The organism is Helicobacter pylori (assembly GCF_006440215.1).
Taxonomy (GTDB): Bacteria; Campylobacterota; Campylobacteria; order Campylobacterales; family Helicobacteraceae; genus Helicobacter; species Helicobacter pylori_CS.
Map to the genome: position 1 here is coordinate 78,973 of NZ_VEZH01000006.1, position 21,612 is coordinate 100,584.

Genomic DNA, 21,612 nt, shown 5'->3' on the forward strand with positions numbered 1-21,612 from the left:
TCCATTAAGTAGGAGTAATTGGAATAATAAAGGGGAAGACATAAGCAATAAGAGTGAAGACAATCCCCATAATGATCGCCAAAGCGATGGAGTATTTTACTGTAAATCTGAACAATTCGCTCTCTTTCCCCACTAACCCCACCGCCGCGCAAGCGATAGCGATACTTTGAGGGCTTATCATTTTACCCACAACACCCCCTGAAGTGTTTGCTGCTAAGAAAAGCACTTCAGGCAAGCCAAGCTGTGTAGCGATGAGCATTTGCAAAGAGCCAAATAAAAGATTAGAGCTTGTATCGCTTCCGGTTAAAAACACCCCAAGCCAGCCTACAACAGGCGAAAAGAAAGTGAAAACATGCCCGGTATCCGCTAACGCTAAAGCGAGCGTGGCGCTCATGCCGCTATAATTAGCCACATACGCAAACGCTAAAACCACGCCAATGGTTAAAATCGGCAAACGCATTTCTTTTAAAGTAGCCCCAAACACCCCTATCGCATCGCTGATTTTCACGCGCAACAAAAACACGCTTAAAAGAGCGGCTAAAAAAATGGAAGTGCCTGTCGTTAGGATCAAGGGGAATTTGAACACGACAGGAAAATTGGTCGCTTCAGTAACAATGGGAACGGTTTTAAAAACCTTTTGACTGATAGAATTAAATTCAAACGCAAAGCTAGAAAACGCCAAAGCCCCGCCTTCTTTAAAGAGCGCTTTAAACCAGGGTTGCGTCCATATGATAATCGTAAGAGTGAGCAACACAAAAGGCATCCACGCCACAACCACCTTACAAATATGGTGTTTTTCTGTGCTGATTGCGGGCTCTTTGCCATTGCTGGTGAAAATGCGCTTGGGCTGCCAGAATTTTAAAAATAAAGTGGTAGCGATCAATGACACTAAAGCTGAAATAATATCCGGGAGTTGCGGCCCTAGATAATTAGAGCTTAAAAATTGCGCGATAGCGAAACTAAATCCGGTAACAGCCACTGCAGGAAAAGTCTCTCTAATCCCTCTAAAACCATCCATTAAAAACACGATGAAAAAAGGAATGCCAATGGAAAAAATGGGTAACACCCTGCCCACCATTTGAGAAATCTCTAATTCAGGGATACCCACCACGCTAGCCATTGCCGTAATAGGAATGCCCACCGCGCCAAAAGCTACAGGAGCGGTGTTAGCGATCAGGCACAATCCAGCAGCGTATAAGGGGTTTAGCCCAAGGCCGACTAAAATCGCTGCTGTGATCGCTACCGGGCCTCCAAAACCGATCGCTCCTTCTAAAAACGAGCCAAAACAAAAGCCAATCAAAATCACCAAAATCCGGTGATCCGGCGTTAGGGTTAAAATGCTTTCTTTTAAAATCTCAAAATACCCGGATTTCACTGAAAGGTTGTAGAGAAAAATCGCAGCGATCACAATCCATGCGATCGGCCACAAGCCATAAAGAAAGCCATAGAAAAAACTCGCGCTCACCATTTGAGCAGGCATTTTATACACAAATAACGCAATAATGATTGAAAGCACTAAGCTTAAAAACCCAGCGCTATACCCTTTAAGTTTAAAGACAATAAGAGAAATAAAAAAGAGTGCAATAGGCGAAAGTGCGACTAAAGCGCTCAGCCAAATATGGCCTAATGGGTCATAGACTTGATAAAATTCCATAAATTTTCCTTTAATAATTAAAAGTATTTTTTTATCTTACTTAAAAGAAAAAACTAATTTTAAGTAGCATTTAATATTAAGTCAAATTTAATGGGTTTGTGGTTTATTTTAGTAACAATGTTTGAGCGAGTGGGTTTATCAACTCGTGGTTACAATCTTACCAAATCTTACCAAATTTTGAGTATTATATTGTTTGTGTTTGAAACTCTTAATTTGGAATTTTAAGGAGCCTTCTTTGAAAGTCAATTTCTTTGCTACTTGTCTAGGAGCAGCCATATACAGCAACGCATCGCTTAACGCTATCAAATTACTCCGTAAGGAAAATTTGGAAGTGGTTTTTAAAAAAGACCAGACATGTTGCGGCCAGCCAAGCTATAACTCAGGGTATTATGAAGAGACGAAAAAAGTCGTTTTATACAATATCAAACTTTATTCCAATAACGACTACCCTATTATCTTGCCTAGCGGTTCATGCACAGGGATGATGCGGCATGATTATTTGGAATTGTTTGAAGGGCATGCGGAATTTAACATGGTTAAAGATTTTTGCTCTAGGGTGTATGAATTGAGCGAATTTTTGGATAAAAAATTGCAAGTCAAATATGAAGATAAAGGCGAACCCCTTAAAATCACATGGCATTCTAATTGCCATGCCTTAAGGGTGGCTAAAGTGATTGACTCGGCAAAAAATCTCATCAGACAGCTTAAAAATGTGGAACTCATTGAACTGGAAAAAGAAGAAGAATGCTGCGGGTTTGGGGGGACTTTTTCCGTCAAAGAGCCTGAAATTTCAGCGGTTATGGTCAAAGAAAAAATTAAAGACATAGAAAGCCGTCAAGTGGATGCGATTGTTTCAGCGGATGCTGGGTGTTTGATGAATATCAGCACCGCTATGCAAAAAATGGGCTCTCCCACAAAACCCATGCATTTTTACGACTTTTTAGCCTCAAGGCTTGGGCTTTAACATTAAAGAATTATTTTAAGGAATGATCATGGAAAAATACCATAGCGACCAAGAATACGAAGAAATCATCACCGACCAATTAGGCGATATGCAATTAAGGGAAAATTTGCGTTCTGCAATGGATACCTTAAGGGCTAATCGTAAGAATTTGATTAAAAATCGTTACAGCGAGTGGGAAAATTTAAGGGAATTAGGCAAAGAAGTCAAGCTTAAAATTTTATCCAGGCTTGATGAATATTTGGAATTGTTTGAAAAAAACGCCACTCAAAACGGCTTTAAAATCCATTACGCTAAAGACGGCGATGAAGCTAATGAAATCATTTACAACCTCGCTAAAGAAAAGAATATCAAGCGCATTTTAAAGCAAAAATCCATGGCGAGCGAAGAAATTGGCTTGAACCATTACCTCAAAGAAAAGGGCATTCAAGCGCAAGAAACGGATTTGGGCGAATTGATTATCCAGCTCATTAATGAACACCCTGTGCATATTGTTGTGCCGGCTATCCATAAAAACCGCAAGCAAATCGGTAAGATTTTTGAAGAAAAACTCAACGCCGCTTACGAAGAAGAGCCTGAAAAGCTTAATGCGATCGCCAGAAAACACATGCGCAAAGAATTTGAAAGCTTTAAAATGGGGATCAGTGGGGTGAATTTCGCTATCGCTAATGAGGGAGCGATCTGGTTAGTGGAAAATGAAGGCAATGGCCGCATGAGCACCACCGCATGCGATGTGCATGTCGCAATTTGTGGGATTGAAAAATTAGTAGAAAGCTTTGATGATGCAGCGATTTTAAACAATCTGCTCGCTCCAAGCGCTGTGGGTGTGCCTATCACTTGTTATCAAAACATTATCACAGGCCCCAGAAAAGAGAGCGATTTAGACGGTCCTAAAGAAGCCCACATCATTTTATTAGACAACAACCGCTCTAATATTTTGGCTGATGAAAAGTATTACCGCGCTCTTTCGTGCATTCGTTGTGGGACTTGTTTGAACCACTGCCCTGTGTATGATAAAATCGGTGGGCATGCCTATCTTTCTACTTATCCTGGTCCTATAGGCGTGGTGGTATCCCCCCAACTCTTTGGCCTGAATAATTACGGGCATATCCCTAACTTGTGCAGTCTTTGCGGGCGTTGCACTGAAGTTTGCCCTGTAGAAATCCCTTTAGCCGAACTCATTAGAGATTTACGATCGGATAAAGTGGGCGAGGGCAGGGGCGTGGTTAAGGGGGCTAAAAGCACCCAGCACAGCGGGATGGAAAAATTCTCTATGAAAATGTTTGCCAAAATGGCAAGCGATGGGGCTAAGTGGCGTTTCCAATTGAAAATGGCTCAATTTTTCTCGCCTTTAGGCAAGCTTTTAGCTCCCATACTGCCTCTAGTCAAAGAGTGGGCGAGCGTGAGAACCTTACCCAATATGGACACAAGCTTGCATGCAAAAGTCCAACACTTAGAAGGGGTGGTTTATGAGTAAAGAGCTTATTTTAAAGTGCATTAAAGAAGCCAGAGCCAAGCATGCCATTCAGGGAGCAAACCCTATTTACAGGAATATCATTAAAGTGGAGTTTGAAGACTTAGTGGAAGAATACAAGCATTTCCAAGTGTTGAATAAAGCTGAAGTCATTGAAAGCGCTGAAGGAATTTTAGAGCAAGCGGTTTTAAAGGCTTTAGAAAATTTTCAAAGCAAAAAAGTCTTACACTCTACGGATTTGAATTTGAATTTTGAAGCGTTTAAGGATTTTACTTTACAACCTTATGACAAAGAAATTGAAGCGATGCGTGAAGAGTTGTTTGAGATTGATACGGCTTTATTGCATGGGGTTTGTGGGATTTCAAGCTTGGGCATGATCGGGGCGGTTTCTTCGCATGCAAGCCCACGATTGCTTTCGCTCATCACCCTTAATTGCATCATTTTATTGAAAAAAGAATCCATTGTGCGCAATTTAAGCGAGGGCGTGCAAGCTTTAAAAAACCAAAGCCAAAACGGCGCATTACCCACGAACATGCTCCTTATTGGCGGGCCTAGCCGGACAGCCGACATTGAATTAAAAACCGTTTTTGGGGTGCATGGGCCTCAAAAAGTCGCTATCATTCTCTACTAAAGGATAAGAATGGAAAAATTAGAAGTAGGGCAATTAGCCCCTGATTTCAGATTGAAAAACAGCGATGGCGTAGAAATTTCTTTAAAAGATTTGCTCCATAAAAAAGTGGTGCTGTATTTCTACCCTAAAGACAACACCCCCGGATGCACTCTAGAAGCCAAAGACTTTAGCGCTCTGTTTAGTGAATTTGAAAAGAAAAACGCTGTTGTCGTAGGCATAAGCCCTGATAACGCGCAATCGCATCAAAAATTTATCAGCCAATGCTCTTTGAATGTGATTTTGCTCTGCGATGAATATAAAAAAGCCGCCAATCTTTACAAAGCTTATGGCAAACGCATGCTTTATGGGAAGGAGCATTTGGGGATTATCCGCTCCACTTTCATTATCAACACGCAAGGCGTTTTAGAAAAATGCTTCTACAATGTCAAAGCGAAAGGGCATGCTCAAAAGGTTTTAGAGAGTTTGTAGTTTAGCTCTCAAGCTTTCGCCCATTTTAATTTGAGATTTTTTAATTTTAGGCTTTTTAGCCATTCTCTCACTTTTAAAAACTTGTTGTTTTAAATTTTATTTTAGTTTGGTAATAAACTTCATAAGGGATAGGGGGTGTTTTTGAAACAATTCCCCCTTAATAGCCCTAAGATCGCTTTACAAAAAACTATCACCCACTAGCTTTTTGATTGTGTTTATTTTAAAAAATGCCTTTGAGTATTTTTACAATTTTTTATTTTTGTTCAGGTTGCCAGATGGTTTTTTCTGAAGGGGTGCTATCGGCTTCGTTTTGTAAGATTTGTTTTTTAGTTTCATGGCAAGCCACAAACAATAACGCTAAAATTACAGCTAAAAGAGAAATTCTCATTTCAAGCTCCTTTGAATATTAAAATGCTTACGATAATTATAAAGTAAAAGAGTTAAAAAAAGATTAATCTCTTTTCAGCTAAGCGCGCTGTTTTTTGAGCATGTCAGCGATTAAGAAAGCGAGTTCTAGGGCTTGGGTGGCGTTTAGTCTTGGATCGCATTGCGTATAGTAATGGCAGCTCAAACCCTCTTCGGTGATCGCTTGCGAGCCACCAATACATTCTGTAACATTCTCACCTGTCATTTCCAAATGAACCCCTGAAGCCAAACTCCCTTCAGCCCTATGGATTTCAAAAAAGCTTTTCACTTCATCTAACACGCTATCAAAAGCCCTTGTTTTAACCCCCAAGCTGGTTTTAACCGTGTTGCCATGCATGGGATCAACGCTCCATAAAATATGGCGTTTTTCTTTCAACACCCCTTGTAAAAGTTTAGGCAAACGCTCTTTAATCGTCTTAGAACCCATGCGCACGATCAAATTCAAACGCCCTTTAATGTTATGCGGGTTTAAAACATCGCACAATTCTAACACTTCGCTCACACTCGCATTAGGCCCGATTTTCACGCCAATAGGGTTACAAACCCCCCTTAAAAACTCCACATGCGCGCCCTTAGGATCCCTTGTCCTTTCGCCAATCCACAGCATGTGCGCGGAGCAATCATAAAACTGGTTAGTCAAACTATCCTTACGCACCAAAGGCTCTTCATAATGGAGCAGTAACGCTTCGTGGCTCGTGTAAAATTCCACCTCCCTAAGAATGGGCGTTTTTTCTATCTCCACCCCGCATGCTTGCATAAACCCTAAAGCTTGCGTGATCCGGTCAGCGATTTGCTGGTATTTTTGCCCAAAATCGTTGTTTTTAACAAAATCCAAATTGAAACGATGCACTTGCTCTAAATTGGCTAACCCGCCTTGGGCAAAGGCTCTGATAAGGTTTAAAGTCGCTACGCTTTGATGGTAGGCTTTAAGCATTCTTTCAGGATTTGGCTCTCTTTCTTTTTTGGAAATCCCATTGATAATATCCCCCCTATAGCTTAGCACTTCTTCATCATCCAGCATTTCAGTCGCATTAGAGCGAGGCTTGGCAAATTGCCCGGCAATGCGCCCCACTTTCACGATCGGTATAGAGCCAGCAAAAGTTAAGACAATCGCCATTTGCATCACCACTTTAAACATGTCTTTAATCCTGTTAGCACTAAATTGAGAAAACGACTCTGCACAATCGCCCCCTTGCAACAAAAACGCCTTATTGTCAATGACTTGGGCTAAACGCTCTTGCAAGTTCCTCGCTTCGCCAGCAAACACTAAGGGAGGGTAAGAGCGCAATTCTTTTTTGACCCTTTCTAATTCTTGCTTATCTTTATAAGTGGGGTGTTGCTCTATCTTAAAAGAATGCCATGAAGCGGGCGACCAAGTTGTGTTTGACATTTCTACAATCCTTTATTAATCTTTTTTTAAGCGTTATTATAGCTTGTGCGGATTAAATCGTGGATTTTAGAAAATAAATGCGTGCCCAAAACCACCCCTTAATCTCAAAAAACCCCAATCATAAAAAGCTTTATGCTACAATGAAAGCTCTTTAACACGATAAAAGGGCGGTTTAATAGCATGGCACAAGAAAAAGCGCTTATAAGAGATCCTAAAAAACTCAACGCGTTTGATTTGCGTTGGATGGCGTCCTTATTTGGCACGGCGGTGGGGGCTGGGATTTTATTTTTGCCTATTAGAGCCGGTGGGCATGGGGTATGGGCTATTGTGGTGATGAGCGCGATTATATTCCCTTTAACTTATCTAGGGCATAGAGCTTTAGCTTATTTCATAGGATCTAAAGATAAAGAAGACATCACCATGGTCGTTCGCTCTCATTTTGGCGCTCAATGGGGTTTTCTTATCACTTTGCTTTATTTCTTGGCGATTTATCCTATTTGTTTGGCTTATGGGGTGGGTATCACTAATGTGTTTGATCATTTTTTCACTCACCAGTTGCATTTAGCGCCTTTTCATCGGGGCTTATTGGCTGTAGTGTTAGTCTCTTTAATGATGTTGGTGATGGTTTTTAACGCTACGATTGTTACGCGCATTTGTAACGCTTTAGTGTATCCTTTATGCTTGATTTTATTGCTTTTTTCTTTGTATCTCATCCCTTATTGGCAAGGCGCTAATCTTTTTGTAATGCCGAGTTTTAAAGAATTTGTGTTAGCGATTTGGCTAACCTTACCGGTGCTTGTGTTTTCATTCAACCATAGCCCCATCATTTCAACCTTCACTCAAAATGTGGAAAAAGAATACGGTGCTTTCAAAGAGTATAAACTCAACCAAATTGAATTAGGGACATCGCTGATGCTTTTAGGGTTTGTGATGTTTTTTGTGTTTTCGTGCGTCATGTGCTTGAATGCTGATGATTTTGCGAAAGCAAGGGAACAAAATATCCCCATTTTAAGCTATTTTGCTAACACTTTAAACAACCCTTTAATCAACTATGCGGGGCCTGTGGTGGCTTTTTTAGCGATTTTTTCATCTTTTTTTGGGCATTATTATGGGGCTAAGGAGGGTTTAGAAGGCATTATTATTCAAAGTTTAAAATTGAAAAAAGCTTCTAAACCCTTGAGCGTTAGCGTAACGATTTTTTTATGGCTGACTATCACGCTTGTGGCTTATATTAACCCTAATATCTTGGATTTTATTGAAAATTTAGGCGGCCCCATTATTGCGCTCATTCTGTTTGTGATGCCCATGATAGCTTTTTATAGCGTTTCTAGTTTGAAGCGTTTTAGAAATTTCAAAGTGGATATTTTTGTGTTTGTCTTTGGGAGCTTGACGGCTTTGAGCGTGTTTTTAGGGCTATTTTAATGGCTAGTTTTTCTATTTTATCCATTTTTAAAATCGGCGTGGGGCCTAGCTCTTCACACACCATAGGGCCTATGGAAGCGGGAGCGAGATTTTGCGAGTCGTTAAAAGGCGTTTTAGAGCAGGTTGTGCGCGTTCAAATCACCCTGCATGGCTCATTAGCTTTAACCGGTAAAGGGCATTTGAGCGATGAGGCGGTTTTAATTGGCTTGCATGGCATTTACGCTAACGAATTGGAGGTAACAACCAAAAAAGCCTTATTGCATGAAGCGCTTGAAAACAAAGTTTTAAAACTCGCTAACCAGCATCGCATTCATTTTGATTATTCTAAAGATTTGATTTTTGACAATAAGCCTTTAGCCAGACACCAAAACGCTCTCATTCTAAAAGCTTTTAACGCTAAAAATGAGGTTTTAAAAGAAGAGACTTACTATTCTGTTGGTGGAGGGTTTATCTATACTGAAAAAGAATTAGACAACTTGTCTGAAGAGAGCGGGAATGGAAGTATTGCCTATGATTTTTCAAGCGCTAAGGAATTGCTAGAATTATGCCAAAAACACCAAAAAAACATCGCTGAAATCGTGCGTTTGAGAGAAGACGCCCTGAAAAACCGCCCTGATGCAACGATGGCTAAAATCTATCATGCGATGCTTGAGTGTTATGATAATGGGGCTAATTCTAAAGAAAAGTATCTGCCCGGTTCTTTGAGAGTAACACGATTAGCCCCAAGCATTAAAACGCGTTTAGAAAAACACCCCACAAGCGGGAAAGACCCCTTAGCGTTGATTGATTACATTTCGCTTTACGCTCGTGCCATTGCTGAAGAAAACGCTAGTGGAGGAAAGGTGGTAACCGCCCCCACTAATGGAGCGTGCGCGGTAGTGCCAAGCGTGCTTTTATACGCTAAAAACCATTTGTTTGAAAATTTATCGCAAAAGGCCATCAATGATTTTTTACTCACTAGCGCGGCGATTGGCTATCTTTACAAGAAAAACGCTTCCTTGAGCGGCGCAGAAGCGGGGTGTCAGGCTGAAATTGGCGTGGCAAGCTCTATGGCTGCGGGGGGGTTAGCTCATTTGTGCCAAGCGACCACGCAACAGGTTTTAATCGCTAGTGAAATCGCTATGGAACACCATTTAGGATTGACATGCGATCCGGTGGGGGGCTTGGTGCAAATCCCTTGCATTGAACGCAATGTTTTAGGAGCGATTAAAGCGATCAGCGCTTCTAAACTGGCTTTAGAAGATGAATACAAGCCTAAAGTGAGCCTAGATGAAGTGATTGCTACGATGTATGCGACCGGAAAAGACATGAATGAAAAATACAAAGAGACTTCGTTAGGGGGGTTAGCCAAAACCTTAAAATGCTAAGGGATAGCCCTCAACTTTAGGGGCTTTAAATTCAAAATAAAAAGGCTTTGTTTTTAACAAACACAAATAAGCCCTATCCAACTTTAATATTCTTCAAAAATTTTTAAAAATAGAGTTCTAAAGCGTTATTTTATTGTTCTGGATTTCATTTTATAGTAAAAAGTTTGTTTAAAACTCATAAAAGGATAGGAGGCATTTTGAAATACCCCTACAACCCCAAAATTCCCCATGACCCCCTAAGAGCGCGTTATGAGAAACTATTCACTTGCTTACGCAAGCTTTTTTATTTTGATTGTGAAAAACACTCAAAGGCATCAATTTGATTACCAACACTCCATTAAAAACTTTTTACACGCTCTATAAAATGCGTTGGAATGTCTTTGAGGTTATGTTTAACTCTATCAATCGCTATATTTCAAAGATTTTTGCGTAACAAAACCTTAAGCTTACCGCAAAAAACCAAAAAGCTTAAAGTCTAAAGATTTTAAAAAAAGCGGTGGTTTTTAAAAAGATAGCCTTAAACACTAGGATAGAGTGATAGGGAGCTAAAAGCCCAAATATAAAGCCTAAAAAGGAGTGTTTAAGAAACTTATTTAAAGCCCCCTACTCAAAGGTAAGCTAAATATTTTACTATTTTTCAGACTTACTAGAGTCGCTAATTTGCCTTTCAAACTCTTGTTGCAAGGCTTGTTGCTGCTTTTCTTGCTTTGAAAGGCGGCGTTTTTTCTTAGGTTTTTTCTCTTTTTTTGAAGAAGTCTCCGGCTCTTTTGAAGCTGTTTCTTTGAGCGTGTTAGCGTCAGTCGTAGGCTCTAGATCCGAATTAGAGGCGTTCTGTGTTTTTTTAGAAGAGCTTATAAATTCAGGGCTATCAGTATGGTTTTGAATCTCCCCACTGCCTCTCTTTTGAAACGCTGCCTTAGTGTCTTTCTCAGCTTGATCTTCCATTCTCTTAAGAGTGACTGCATCCAGTTTTTTAGTCTTTTCTTTTTGGCTTATCCTAACCATGCTGATCAAATATTTGATATACCCATCATACATATCCCCAAACTGCTCATGCAAAGCCCCAAAATCCGAGCCTTTGTAAAGCCAGTTAAACAAAGGGAGTGAAAGCTCTGTCCCTAAGTCTTTAAGCACATGTTTATAAAACTTCTCCCTGTCATTCACCACAAAAGAAACCTTGCCATTTCTATGCTCATAATAACAAATCTTTTGATCCACACAACTTTCCAAACTCCCCTTAAAGAAAGCTCCAAAAGCGGATAAGTCGCCCTTACTCATCTTGGTTTCAGAATACTGGTTAAAATTCTTCACGCGCTCTTTTTCCAAATTAACCATATTCTTTAAAACCCTCTTACGGTCTTTTTTCACATTCCCTGTGGAGCTTTCAGAAAACATAACATTGGGATCAATTGTAGTGTTAATAGTGGCAGAATCCGTTTCTGCTCTCAACAAAAAAGTCGTAGCTACCAAAAAAAATAAAATCCGTTTCACACCAAAACTCCTAATTTATATAACCGCAACAAAAATAGATACCGTTCTTCATAAGCTCTCTTTTAAAATTTCTTCTATTGATAAAAAACCACCTAGAATTCAAGCTGTTTTAGTCATCTTAAAATACAGACTTTCAAAGGGTCTTTATTATTGGGTATGATACTATAAATATCCAAAAAATACAAACACTCCAAAAACTTTAACTCTAAAAAACTGACATGCCCTTCACAGCTAAAGGATTTTAGAATCAACAAAGCCCACCCACCAAGCAGGTAGCCTCTATTTTAAGCGCCCAAACGCTATGACAGAATTATAACAAAAAACGCCTTATATCCCCACAGCCAAAAGCTAGAAATTTACAGCGTGGTTTTACAAAAATCAAAAAAAGTTAGCGCACCTTAAGCGTTAATGCTCATGATGGCTTGGTCTTTTCCCTTTTTTTCCTTTTTTCTCATGATCATGAAAAGGGCCTTCACATGCACAATCATGCAAATCCAGCCCCTCTTCACGATATTCTTTCATGGTCATTGTTTTCTTTTTGTTAGCAATCGCTTCAAGAATTTCTTTTTTACGCTTGTTGCGATCTTCTTGGCTTAAAGAAGCTAAATTTTTATCCATCGCTTTCTTAAAATCCGCTTTATATTTTTTACGCTCTTCTTCTTTCATCACTGCTAATCGCTTATTGATTTCTGTGCGAAACTCTGGAACTTCGCTAGGAGCAACTTTCCCTGCTTGCTCTAATAGTTGCTTATCATCCATGCTCTTAAAATCACTCGCATTCAAAAAAAGCCCCAAAAAAGTCCCTGTAAATAATAAAGAAAACGCCAATTTTTTCATCAAATGCTCCCAATTCAAAAATAAAAGACAAATTCTATCATTTGATTGATTAAAGATAACTTATAGCGTTTTAATAGCAAATTGATTTTTAGATCTTATGATCAGCGCTCCATTAAAACAGCTAACCTATATCCCCTATTATTATTTTCAAAAATAATTAATTCATTTTTGATTTTTCAAAAGACTTGTTTGTGTGCTGTTGCTAGTAAGTTCAATTGCTTGTAAGGATTGTGCTTTAATTTTTGCCAAGTAGCCACATTGATTTTTTAAAGCCTTTGATACAAGAAAATCATAAAAGACCATAAAGAGCAAAAGCCCTTTTCTATGCCCCCATAAGATTAACCCTAAAACACCTTAAAAGCTTACAATGTAACGCCAATAAAAGGCATAGGGGCGGTGGAAGGTGAATCTATAAGTAGTCCCTTCAGGCACATTATCCGCACTAGCGGTGTAGTAATTGTTGCGGATAGTTTGGATTTTCAAGCCAATTTCAAAACCTTGGTGTTTAGTGCCTAAGCGAATCCCACCATTAACTAAGACCTGGAAATTTGATGGGTGGAAACTCCCTCTGTATTCATCAGCTAAATCCTTAAAATAATAGTTTGTTGGACCCCAAGAGGTGCCACCAATCGCAACGCCCAAGAAAAACCCAAAATGCAAATTCTCACGATTGAAAATAGCCGGGTTAAACAACACATCTGTGCCAGCCCCATAGCCAAACATGAAACTTTGAGAACCCTTGCGAGCGTCTCTCATGCCATAATCATTATAAGTGTAATACTTATAATAAGAGCTTGCAAAATCAAAGAACCCGTAATAACGCATTCCAAATTGCGGGGATTTCTTAAAAAAATGCTTATACCCTACAACAAACCCAAAACCATTGATAGCGTATTGCTGGTTGCTTAAGCCTTTATACCCACGAGTCCCTAGAGCACCGTGGGTAAGGCCTCCTGTTGGGTTTGACGCTGTAGGCATGTTAGGCGTATTAGAGCCGTAAGCCCCACTTTGATTACCATTACAATTCCCATGGGAACAATTTTGAGCGGTAGTGCTGAGCATACCCAACTGGTAATCAATCCCTATAAAAGCAGCATTTCTTTCACCTTTTTTGGTAGGGCTAGTCTTAATAGCTTTTTCTTGCTTAGGGGTCTCTGCTGACAACAAGCTTGTCATTGCTAGGGAGATAGCGCCTACTATAACAGATTTCTTCATGTATTCCTTCCTTCTACATTTTCTCTACTTGAGTTCTAAATGCTACATTCTACTATAAAATTGCTTTCTTTTTGATTAAATATAGCGATTGAATGAGAATAAATTGAAACAAAAATCAATTTTAGGAACTTTTTAGTAAAAAGTCCTAAATCCTCTCACCTTTTTTAGGCTAAAACTAAAACCTAACAGCCAATAGAGATTAAAGATGCTCTTTCACGCTCTCTAACACGCTCTTAAAAGCTTGCACGTCATTCATCGCCATGTCTGCTAAAACCTTGCGGTCTAATTCAATGTTAGCCACTTTCAAGGCATGCATGAAGCGCGAATAGCTTGTGTTGTGCATTCTGCAAGCCGCATTGATCCTTACCACCCACAAACTCCTGAATTCTCTTTTCTTTTGTTTGCGATCCCTAAAGGCGTAATACATGCTTCTTTCAAGCTGTTCTTTAGCCTTTCTAAAATGCTTTCTTCTGCCACTATAAAACCCTCTAGCGAGTTTTAAGACTTTTTTATGGCGTCTTCTGCGCACAACGCCTGTTTTAACTCTCATTTCTTTACCTTTCTTTTTAAAATATTTTTAGGTGCGTTTTTAAAACGACTTTCCCTTAAATAAGGGGATTAACTCCACTTTCTAATCAGCATTCTTAAGCCCTGCAAAGCAACGACATGACAGAATGCGCGTTAGTGTGATGCACATGTTTTGGTGCGTTTAAATTGGCTTTACGCTTAGGGCTTTTTTTAGTCAAAATATGGCTTTTAAAAGCGCTGCCACGCTTAATCAAGTTTTTTTTAACTTTGAAACGCTTAGACGCGCCGCGATTAGTCTTCATTTTTGGCATGATTTTCTCCTTTCATAAGGTTAATACGATTAAAAGGCGGGTTATTTTCTTTGGTTTTCTTTTCGTTTTTGGGGGCTTCTTTAGCCTTAGGCACAAACATCCACGAAACAAAACGCCCCTCGGTTTTTGGCTCTTTTTCAGGGTTGGCTAAATCTTCCATCATGGTTTGGACTCTCAAAAGCACATCAAGCCCGGCTTTTGAGTTTTGACTCTCCCTACCCTTTAAAACCACTTTGAATTTGACATGCTTATTGGCTTCAATAAATTCTCTCGCATGCTTGACTTTGTAGTTAATATCGTTTTGCGCGATTTGAGTGGAAAGCTTGATCTCTTTGATTTCAATTTGCTTTTGCTTTTTCTTGGCTTCCTTGATTTTCTTTTCATTTTGGTAGCGGAATTTATTATAATCCATCACCTTACACACGGGAGGTTTCGCGCTCGCTGAAATCAAAACCAAATCCAAACCTAAATTTTGAGCGATATTGAGCGCTTCTTTGGAGGAAATAATCCCATACACTTCACCATTATCGCCCACGCAACGCACTTCTTTAAAATTAATGTCTCCGTTTAACAACACTTCGTTCCTACTCAAAAACTAACCTCTTGCATCTTAGATTCAACCATGTTTAAAAACTCCTTTAAGGGTATTTTATATTGAGCTTGTTTTTCTCTGTCTCTAATGGATAAAATTTCGCTCTCCACTTCTTCATTCCCTAACACTAAAATCATAGGGATTTTTTGCTTTTCGGCTAAGCACACCTTTTTATTCAAGCTGTCGTTTTTATCCAGCACTTCTACAAAAATATCGCGCTTTTTTAGTTCCTCTTTTAATTTCAAAGCAAAAACATGATGCTCTTTATTAATAGGAATGAGAGCGATTTGAGTGGGTGCGACAAAGAAAGGGAAATTCCCCCCAAAATGTTCGCTCAAAATCGCAATAAACCTTTCAAACGATCCTAAAATCGCTCTGTGGATCATCACCGGCTGTTCAGCGTGATTATGCTCATTAGTGAAAGCGAGCTTGAAGCGTTCAGGCAAATTCATATCCACTTGAATCGTGCCGCACTGCCATTTACGCTTTAAAGCGTCAGTGATTTTAATGTCAATCTTAGGCCCATAGAAAGCCCCTCCCCCTTCATCAATCTTATAATCAATGCGGTGTTCTTTTAGGGCTTCTTTTAAAGCGTCAGTGGCCTTTTCCCACACTTTATCACCGCCTATGGATTTAGCCGGCCTTGTGGATAATTCCATTTCATAGCTAAAACCAAACGCTTGCATGATTTTATGCGTAAAATCTAAAATCGCGCTCACTTCGCTTTGGATCTGTTCAAAAGAGCAAAAAATATGTGCATCGTCTTGGGTAAATTCCCTAACCCTTAAAAGCCCATGCAACACGCCGCTTTTTTCATGCCGATGCACCACACCGTATTCATAAAACCTTAAAGGCAAATCCCTATAGCTGTGCAAAGCGCTTTGATAGACTTTAATATGCCCCACGCAGTTCATAGGCTTTATGCCGTATTCTTGCTCATCGATCGTGGTGAAATACATGTTTTCTCTATAGTTGTCATAATGCCCGCTGATTTTCCACACATCGCTCTTTAAAATCTCAGGGCCTTTAACCGGCTCATAGCCTCTTAAAAGTAACGCTTTACTCAATAAATCTTCAATGCGCTTTCTGAGTCTTGCCCCTTTAGGCAACCATAAAGGTAAGCCCGCCCCTATCTCATCATCAAAACTGAAAAGCCCTAGCTCCACGCCTAGCTTTCTGTGATCTCGTTTTTTCGCTTCTTCTATTTGGAAAAGATAGTCTTTTAAGCCCTCTTTGGTGGCAAAAGCAATGCCATAGATTCTAATGAGCATTTCATTGTTTTCATCGCCGCCCAAATAAGCCCCAGCCAGTTTAGTGAGCTTGAAATGGTTTAAAAAACGGGTGTTTGGGAGGTGCGGCCCCTTACACAAATCTTCAAACTCGCCTTGTTGATACACGCCAAATTTATCGCCACTGATTTTACTCATGACCGCATGTTTTAATTCATCGCCCTTAAAACGCTCCAAGGCTTGCTCTCTGGTTAAAACCTCTTTAGTGATAGCGAGCTTTGACTTCGCAAATTCTTTCATTTTCGCTTCAATTTTAGGCAAATCCTCTTCGCTGATTTTTGAAGCGGTCTTGAAATCGTAATAAAACCCCTCTTCTACCACAGGGCCTACAAAAAATTTCGCGTCCGGATAAAGGGCTTTCAAGCTTTGTGCGAGCAAATGCGCGCATGAATGCCTGATCACTTCCAAAGCCAAAGGCGAATCATCAAAATATATCGGCTCTGTCCCTTTTAACGCTTTAATCCCATCGCTCAGCCCTAAGACTTTTGCGCTCTCTAAATCTATTATTTGCTCGTCTTTATAAACAGCAATCAGTTCCGCACTCATTCTTTAAAACTTATGTTTCCTTTCTTTGAATACTTTTTCAATATTTTTTCAATGCTTTTAGCAATCCTTTGAGCCAAACCCGCATTGCACTTGCGAATCCACTTTCTCAGCTTTAGGGTCGCTCATAGGCTTTAAACACGCTTGTAAAAATACCATACAAAACAAATTCAACAATAACCGCCTATACAAAACCACCCTTTCTATTCAAAAATACCTAACTAACCGCCCATTATACAATAAAATCATAAACCAAAAAGAATACACCCCTTATTAACAAAGCTTAGAATACAAACTGGCTAAAACTAAAGCTCTATCATGCTATCATTATTATATTTTTGTTTTAAGAGACTTAATGATCATTTTAAGGGAGTTTTGTGCGATATATCAAGTTTTTCAAAGAGTTGAACAATAAGAATGTGAATCTGGTTGGGGGCAAGAACGCTAGCATTGGTGAAATGTTTCAAGAATTAGTGCCAATTGGGATTAAAGTGCCTGATGGCTTTGCGATCACCAGCGAAGCGTATTGGTATCTTTTAGAGCAAGGGGGGGCTAAACAAAAGATCATAGAGCTTTTAGAAAATGTTGATGCCACGGAAATTGATGTGTTAAAAATCCGCTCCAAACAAATCAGAGAGCTTATTTTTGGCACGCCTTTTCCTAGCGATTTAAGAGATGAGATTTTTCAAGCTTATGAAATCTTAAGCCAGCAATACCACATGAAAGAAGCCGATGTGGCTGTAAGGAGTTCCGCTACTGCAGAAGATTTGCCGGACGCTTCTTTTGCCGGACAGCAAGACACTTATTTAAACATTAAGGGCAAAACAGAATTGATCCACTATATCAAATCCTGTTTAGCGTCGCTTTTTACCGATAGAGCGATTAGCTATAGAGCGAGTCGTGGGTTTGATCATTTAAAAGTCGCGCTGAGTGTGGGGGTGCAAAAAATGGTGCGAGCGGATAAAGGCAGCGCGGGCGTGATGTTTTCTATTGACACCGAAACCGGTTTTAAAGACGCGGTGTTTATCACTTCAGCGTGGGGGTTAGGCGAAAATGTGGTGGGCGGCACGATAAACCCTGATGAATTTTATGTGTTTAAGCCCACTTTAGAGCAAAACAAACGCCCCATTATCAAACGCCAGCTCGGCAATAAAACGCAAAAAATGGTCTATGCCCCAAGGGGTAGCGAACACCCCACCAGAAACATTAAAACCACCAAAAAAGAATGGCAATCCTTTTCATTGAGCGATGAGGATGTGCTGATTTTAGCCAAATACGCCATTGAAATTGAAAAACATTACTCTAAAGAAGCCAAACAATACCGCCCCATGGATATAGAATGGGCTAAAGATGGCGAGAGCGGGGAAATCTTTATCGTTCAAGCGCGCCCAGAAACCGTTCAAAGCCAAAAAACCAAAGAAGAAAGTCAAGTCTTTGAAAAATTCAAATTCAAAAACCCTAACGAAAAGAAAGAAATTATCTTACAAGGCAGAGCGATTGGGAGTAAAATTGGCTCAGGGAAAGTGCGTATCATCAATGATTTGGAGCACATGAATTCTTTTAAAGAGGGTGAAATTTTAGTTACGGATAACACCGACCCAGATTGGGAGCCTTGCATGAAAAAAGCGAGCGCGGTTATCACTAATCGTGGGGGGCGCACTTGCCATGCCGCTATTGTGGCTAGAGAAATTGGCGTGCCAGCCATTGTTGGGGTGAGCGGGGCGACTGATAGCCTTTATACCGGCATGGAAATCACGGTTTCTTGCGCTGAGGGCGAAGAGGGTTATGTGTATGCGGGCATTTATGAGCATGAAATTGAAAGGGTGGAGCTTTCTAACATGCAAGAAACTCAAACAAAAATTTATATCAATATTGGAAACCCTGAAAAAGCTTTCAGCTTTTCTCAGCTTCCTAATCACGGCGTAGGGTTAGCTAGAATGGAAATGATTATTTTAAATCAAATCAAAGCCCACCCCTTAGCCTTAGTGGATTTGCACCACAAAAAAAACGTGAAAGAAAAAAATGAAATTGAAAATCTCATGGCAGGTTATGCTAACCCTAAAGATTTTTTTGTGAAAAAAATCGCTGAAGGCATTGGCATGATCAGTGCGGCGTTTTACCCTAAACCTGTGATTGTGAGAACGAGCGATTTCAAATCCAATGAATACATGCGCATGCTTGGCGGCTCTAGCTATGAGCCTAATGAAGAAAATCCCATGCTTGGCTATAGGGGGGCTAGTCGGTATTATTCAGAGAGCTATAATGAAGCGTTTTCGTGGGAGTGTGAAGCCTTAGCGTTAGTGAGGGAAGAAATGGGATTAACGAACATGAAAGTGATGATCCCCTTTTTGCGAACTATTGAAGAGAGTAAAAAAGTCCTAGAAATCTTAAGAAAAAACAATTTAGAATCCGGTAAAAACGGGCTTGAAATTTATATCATGTGCGAATTACCGGTGAATGTCATTTTGGCTGATGATTTCTTAAGCTTGTTTGATGGCTTTTCTATTGGATCAAACGATTTAACCCAGCTCACTTTAGGCGTGGATAGAGACAGCGAATTGGTCAGCCATGTCTTTGATGAAAGGAATGAAGCGATGCTAAAAATGTTTAAAAAAGCGATTGAAGCTTGTAAAAGGCACAACAAATATTGCGGGATTTGCGGGCAAGCCCCAAGCGATTACCCTGAAGTAACAGAGTTTTTAGTCAAAGAGGGCATCACTTCCATTTCTTTAAACCCCGATAGCGTGATCCCCACTTGGAACGCTGTAGCCAAGTTAGAAAAAGAGTTGAAAGAACATGGCTTAACTGCACATTGATAATAAAGGGGTTGATCTAACTTGAGTGGGTTTTTCGTATTAGTTTCCATGATATAATTTAGAGATTTTGATGGGTGGGATTGTTTTTTGAAAAGAGGTTGGTAATGGAATCAGTAAAAATAGGAAAAACAAATAAAGTTGGCAAAAACACAGAGATGGCTAACACAAAGGCAAATAAAGAGACTCATTTTAAACAAGCGAGTGCCATTATAAATACGCTCCGATCAATTGGTGGGTTTTTTACAAAAATTGTAAAGAAAGTCAGAGAGCTTTTCAAAAAACACCCCAAGAAAAGCAATGTGGCGTTAGTAGTATTAACCCATGCTGCTTGCAAGAGGGCAAAAGAATTAGACGATAAAGTCCAAGATAAATCCAAACAAGCTGAAAAAGAAAATCAAATCAATTGGTGGAAATATTCAGGATTAACAATAGCGACAAGTTTATTATTAGCAGCTTGTAGCGTTGGTGATATTGATAAACAAATAGAGTTAGAACAAGAAAAACAGGAGGCAAATAAGAGTGGGATAGAGTTAGAACAGCAAAGACAGAAGACAGAACAAGAAAGACAAAAGACAAATAAGAGTGAGATAGAGTTAGAACAAGAAAGACAGAAAACAAACAAGAGTGGGATAGAACTCGCTAATAGTCAAATAAAAGCAGAACAAGAAAGACAAAAGACAGAACAAGAAAAACAAAAAGCAAATAAGAGTGAGATAGAGTTAGAACAGCAAAAACAAAAGACAATTAATACACAAAGAGATTTAATTAAAGAACAGAAAGATTTCATTAAAGAAACAGAACAAAATTGCCAAGAAAAACATGGTCAATTATTTATTAAAAGAGCAAGAATTAAGACCGGTATTACTACCGGTATTGCTATAGAAATAGAAGCTGAATGCAAAACCCCTAAACCTGCAAAAACCAATCAAACCCCTATCCAGCCAAAACACTTTCCAAACTCTAAACAACCCCACTCTCAAAGAGGATCAAAAACGCAAGAGCTTATAGCTTATTTGCAAAAAGAATTAGAATCTCTGCCCTATTCGCAAAAAGCTATCGCTAAACAAGTGGATTTTTATAAACCAAGTTCTATCGCTTATTTAGAACTAGACCCTAGAGATTTTAAGGTTACAGAAGAATGGCAAAACGAAAACCTGAAAATACGCTCTAAAGCTCAAGCTAAAATGCTTGAAATGAGGAATTTAAAATCAGATCCACAAGCCCACCTTTCAACCTCTCAAAGCCTTTCAATCATTCAAAACATCGTTGCTGATATTAATAAAGAAATACAAAGTAGTTGCTAATACCGAGAAAAAAGCAGAAAAAGCGGGTTATGGTTATAGTAAAAGGATGTAGGCATAAGAAAACACCATAAAATCGTTTTTAGCTTCTAGGAGACATCAGTCAGTTTCTTGCCATAGAAAAATCGCTTATTAGCTTGCTCCATTTAAAAGGGTGTGAATTTGGGTATCAAGGAAAACTTGTATCAAGTTTTATTGAAATGGATTAGAAAAATCTGATTGGATTGACCCTTACAATTTTTCAAACCAATCGTTTAATAACGATTGAATATGACTATATACACTACAATAATAAGATTTTGATGGCTGAAATTGTTTTTGAAAGGATTTAAATGCCTGTTATAAGAGTTTTAGTAATGCTTGCAACAATGATGATGAAATTAGTAAAAACGGCAAAAGAAAAGAAAGTTTTTAAGAATGTGGGAGTGTCTGTAATGGGGATTGCTTTTTGGGAAGCGATAAAAGATTCAATAAAAAAACAAATTAAAAAAAGCGATTGGATATGCGGGAATGTTAAGACTGCGGATGATTATTTAAAAACGCATCCTAACTCATGGTTTAATTCAGCAATAGGTGTAGCAACGATAACAACCATGCTTATGAATGTGTGTTTTGCTGATGACCAATCCAAAAAAGAAGTGGCTGAAACTCAAAAGGAAGCAGAAAACGCTAGGGATAGAGCGAACAAGAGTGGGATAGAACTAGGACAAGAAAAACAAAAGACAAGCAATATAGAGACTAGTAATCAAATAAAAGTAGAACAAGAAAAGCAAAAGACCATTAAAGAACAGAAAGATTTGGTTAAAGAACAGAAAGATTTGGTTAAAGAACAGAAAGATTTGGTTAAAGAACAGAAAGATTTGGTTAAAGAACAGAAAGATTTGGTTAAAGAACAG

The 21,612-nt window shown here is 39.3% G+C and carries 18 protein-coding genes and 2 pseudogenes; 10 read left to right on the top strand and 10 right to left on the bottom strand.

Features of this window, described 5'->3' with window-relative positions:
• Positions 1–4: 4 nt before the first annotated feature.
• The gene (locus tag FIM44_RS04095) at positions 5–1,654 is read right to left on the bottom strand and encodes an L-lactate permease (RefSeq protein ID WP_048945753.1); all 1,650 of its coding nucleotides are present in this window, start codon (positions 1,652–1,654) and stop codon (positions 5–7) included.
• A gap of 235 nt (positions 1,655–1,889) precedes the next feature.
• Between FIM44_RS04095 and FIM44_RS04100 the strand changes: the two genes are divergently transcribed.
• From FIM44_RS04100 to FIM44_RS04115, 4 genes are read left to right on the top strand one after another with little or no spacing between them, the layout of a single operon-like run.
• Positions 1,890–2,618, top strand: coding sequence for a (Fe-S)-binding protein (locus tag FIM44_RS04100; protein WP_000867257.1), 729 nt, complete (start codon positions 1,890–1,892; stop codon positions 2,616–2,618).
• A 28-nt stretch (positions 2,619–2,646) separates the two neighbouring features.
• Positions 2,647–4,092, top strand: coding sequence for a LutB/LldF family L-lactate oxidation iron-sulfur protein (locus tag FIM44_RS04105; RefSeq protein WP_140579179.1), 1,446 nt, complete (start codon positions 2,647–2,649; stop codon positions 4,090–4,092).
• On the top strand, positions 4,085–4,720 hold the full coding sequence (locus FIM44_RS04110; protein WP_140579180.1) for a LutC/YkgG family protein: 636 nt from the start codon (positions 4,085–4,087) through the stop codon (positions 4,718–4,720). The genes FIM44_RS04105 and FIM44_RS04110 overlap by 8 nt, the downstream gene beginning before the upstream one ends.
• 9 nt (positions 4,721–4,729) lie before the next feature.
• Complete coding sequence (locus tag FIM44_RS04115; protein ID WP_140579181.1) at positions 4,730–5,188, top strand: peroxiredoxin; 459 nt, start codon at positions 4,730–4,732, stop codon at positions 5,186–5,188.
• A 253-nt stretch (positions 5,189–5,441) separates the two neighbouring features.
• Here the strand turns inward: FIM44_RS04115 and FIM44_RS08750 are convergent, their stop codons facing one another.
• Positions 5,442–5,576 (bottom strand): HP0135 family lipoprotein, encoded by a 135-nt coding sequence (locus FIM44_RS08750; protein WP_001222899.1) that lies wholly within the window; start codon positions 5,574–5,576, stop codon positions 5,442–5,444.
• Positions 5,577–5,654: 78 nt separating this feature from the next.
• Positions 5,655–7,004 (bottom strand): class II 3-deoxy-7-phosphoheptulonate synthase, encoded by a 1,350-nt coding sequence (locus tag FIM44_RS04130; protein ID WP_140579182.1) that lies wholly within the window; start codon positions 7,002–7,004, stop codon positions 5,655–5,657.
• A 180-nt stretch (positions 7,005–7,184) separates the two neighbouring features.
• Here FIM44_RS04130 and FIM44_RS04135 point away from each other — a divergent pair, with 180 nt between their 5' ends.
• A complete protein-coding gene (locus tag FIM44_RS04135; RefSeq protein WP_140579183.1) occupies positions 7,185–8,426 on the top strand; it encodes a serine/threonine transporter in 1,242 nt (413 codons plus the stop codon).
• Positions 8,426–9,793 carry an L-serine ammonia-lyase gene (locus FIM44_RS04140; protein ID WP_140579184.1) on the top strand — a complete coding sequence of 456 codons (1,368 nt, stop codon included), beginning with the start codon at positions 8,426–8,428 and terminating at the stop codon, positions 9,791–9,793. The genes FIM44_RS04135 and FIM44_RS04140 overlap by 1 nt, the downstream gene beginning before the upstream one ends.
• A 630-nt stretch (positions 9,794–10,423) precedes the next feature.
• Here the strand turns inward: FIM44_RS04140 and FIM44_RS04150 are convergent.
• Positions 10,424–11,284, bottom strand: coding sequence for a hypothetical protein (locus tag FIM44_RS04150; protein WP_140579185.1), 861 nt, complete (start codon positions 11,282–11,284; stop codon positions 10,424–10,426).
• On the opposite strand from FIM44_RS04150, the pseudogene FIM44_RS08820 reads away from it, so the two are divergent.
• Positions 11,208–11,397 (top strand): annotated as a pseudogene (locus FIM44_RS08820) (hypothetical protein). The gene FIM44_RS04150 and the pseudogene FIM44_RS08820 sit on opposite strands and share 77 nt — an antisense overlap.
• Positions 11,398–11,689: 292 nt before the next feature.
• On the opposite strand, the gene FIM44_RS04160 reads toward FIM44_RS08820, so the two are convergent.
• From FIM44_RS04160 to thrS, 6 genes are all read right to left on the bottom strand, one after another.
• A complete protein-coding gene (locus FIM44_RS04160; protein ID WP_140579186.1) occupies positions 11,690–12,121 on the bottom strand; it encodes a DUF1104 domain-containing protein in 432 nt (143 codons plus the stop codon).
• A 354-nt stretch (positions 12,122–12,475) separates the two neighbouring features.
• Positions 12,476–13,336, bottom strand: coding sequence for an outer membrane protein (locus FIM44_RS04170; protein ID WP_000750185.1), 861 nt, complete (start codon positions 13,334–13,336; stop codon positions 12,476–12,478).
• A 199-nt stretch (positions 13,337–13,535) separates the two neighbouring features.
• On the bottom strand, positions 13,536–13,886 hold the full coding sequence (gene rplT, locus FIM44_RS04175; RefSeq protein ID WP_140579188.1) for a 50S ribosomal protein L20: 351 nt from the start codon (positions 13,884–13,886) through the stop codon (positions 13,536–13,538).
• A 94-nt stretch (positions 13,887–13,980) separates the two neighbouring features.
• The gene (gene rpmI, locus FIM44_RS04180; RefSeq protein WP_001125542.1) at positions 13,981–14,175 is read right to left on the bottom strand and encodes a 50S ribosomal protein L35; all 195 of its coding nucleotides are present in this window, start codon (positions 14,173–14,175) and stop codon (positions 13,981–13,983) included.
• Positions 14,156–14,767, bottom strand: a complete 612-nt coding sequence (gene infC, locus FIM44_RS04185) for a translation initiation factor IF-3 (RefSeq protein ID WP_000089213.1) — start codon at positions 14,765–14,767, stop codon at positions 14,156–14,158. The genes rpmI and infC overlap by 20 nt, the downstream gene beginning before the upstream one ends.
• A complete protein-coding gene (thrS, locus tag FIM44_RS04190) occupies positions 14,764–16,602 on the bottom strand; it encodes a threonine--tRNA ligase (protein ID WP_140579189.1) in 1,839 nt (612 codons plus the stop codon). The genes infC and thrS overlap by 4 nt, the downstream gene beginning before the upstream one ends.
• Before the next feature lie 374 nt (positions 16,603–16,976).
• Between thrS and ppsA the strand changes: the two genes are divergently transcribed.
• The 3 genes and pseudogenes from ppsA to FIM44_RS04210 form a co-directional block, all read left to right on the top strand.
• Positions 16,977–19,415 (top strand): pyruvate, water dikinase, encoded by a 2,439-nt coding sequence (ppsA, locus tag FIM44_RS04200; RefSeq protein ID WP_140579190.1) that lies wholly within the window; start codon positions 16,977–16,979, stop codon positions 19,413–19,415.
• Between the two features lie 155 nt (positions 19,416–19,570).
• Positions 19,571–20,708: pseudogene (locus FIM44_RS04205) on the top strand (DUF874 family protein); the annotation flags it as partial.
• A 340-nt stretch (positions 20,709–21,048) separates the two neighbouring features.
• On the top strand, positions 21,049–21,612 hold a 564-nt coding region (locus FIM44_RS04210), incomplete at its 3' end, for a DUF874 family protein (RefSeq protein WP_140579191.1).

Coding starts and splice junctions, on each gene's coding strand:
- FIM44_RS04095 (WP_048945753.1), bottom strand. CDS start 1,654: ATGGAATTTTATCAAGTCTATGACCCATTAGGCCATATTTGGCTGAGC.
- FIM44_RS04105 (WP_140579179.1), top strand. CDS start 2,647: ATGGAAAAATACCATAGCGACCAAGAATACGAAGAAATCATCACCGAC.
- FIM44_RS04110 (WP_140579180.1), top strand. CDS start 4,085: ATGAGTAAAGAGCTTATTTTAAAGTGCATTAAAGAAGCCAGAGCCAAG.
- FIM44_RS04115 (WP_140579181.1), top strand. CDS start 4,730: ATGGAAAAATTAGAAGTAGGGCAATTAGCCCCTGATTTCAGATTGAAA.
- FIM44_RS08750 (WP_001222899.1), bottom strand. CDS start 5,576: ATGAGAATTTCTCTTTTAGCTGTAATTTTAGCGTTATTGTTTGTGGCT.
- FIM44_RS04130 (WP_140579182.1), bottom strand. CDS start 7,004: ATGTCAAACACAACTTGGTCGCCCGCTTCATGGCATTCTTTTAAGATA.
- FIM44_RS04135 (WP_140579183.1), top strand. CDS start 7,185: ATGGCACAAGAAAAAGCGCTTATAAGAGATCCTAAAAAACTCAACGCG.
- FIM44_RS04140 (WP_140579184.1), top strand. CDS start 8,426: ATGGCTAGTTTTTCTATTTTATCCATTTTTAAAATCGGCGTGGGGCCT.
- FIM44_RS04160 (WP_140579186.1), bottom strand. CDS start 12,121: ATGAAAAAATTGGCGTTTTCTTTATTATTTACAGGGACTTTTTTGGGG.
- FIM44_RS04170 (WP_000750185.1), bottom strand. CDS start 13,336: ATGAAGAAATCTGTTATAGTAGGCGCTATCTCCCTAGCAATGACAAGC.
- rplT (WP_140579188.1), bottom strand. CDS start 13,886: ATGAGAGTTAAAACAGGCGTTGTGCGCAGAAGACGCCATAAAAAAGTC.
- rpmI (WP_001125542.1), bottom strand. CDS start 14,175: ATGCCAAAAATGAAGACTAATCGCGGCGCGTCTAAGCGTTTCAAAGTT.
- thrS (WP_140579189.1), bottom strand. CDS start 16,602: ATGAGTGCGGAACTGATTGCTGTTTATAAAGACGAGCAAATAATAGAT.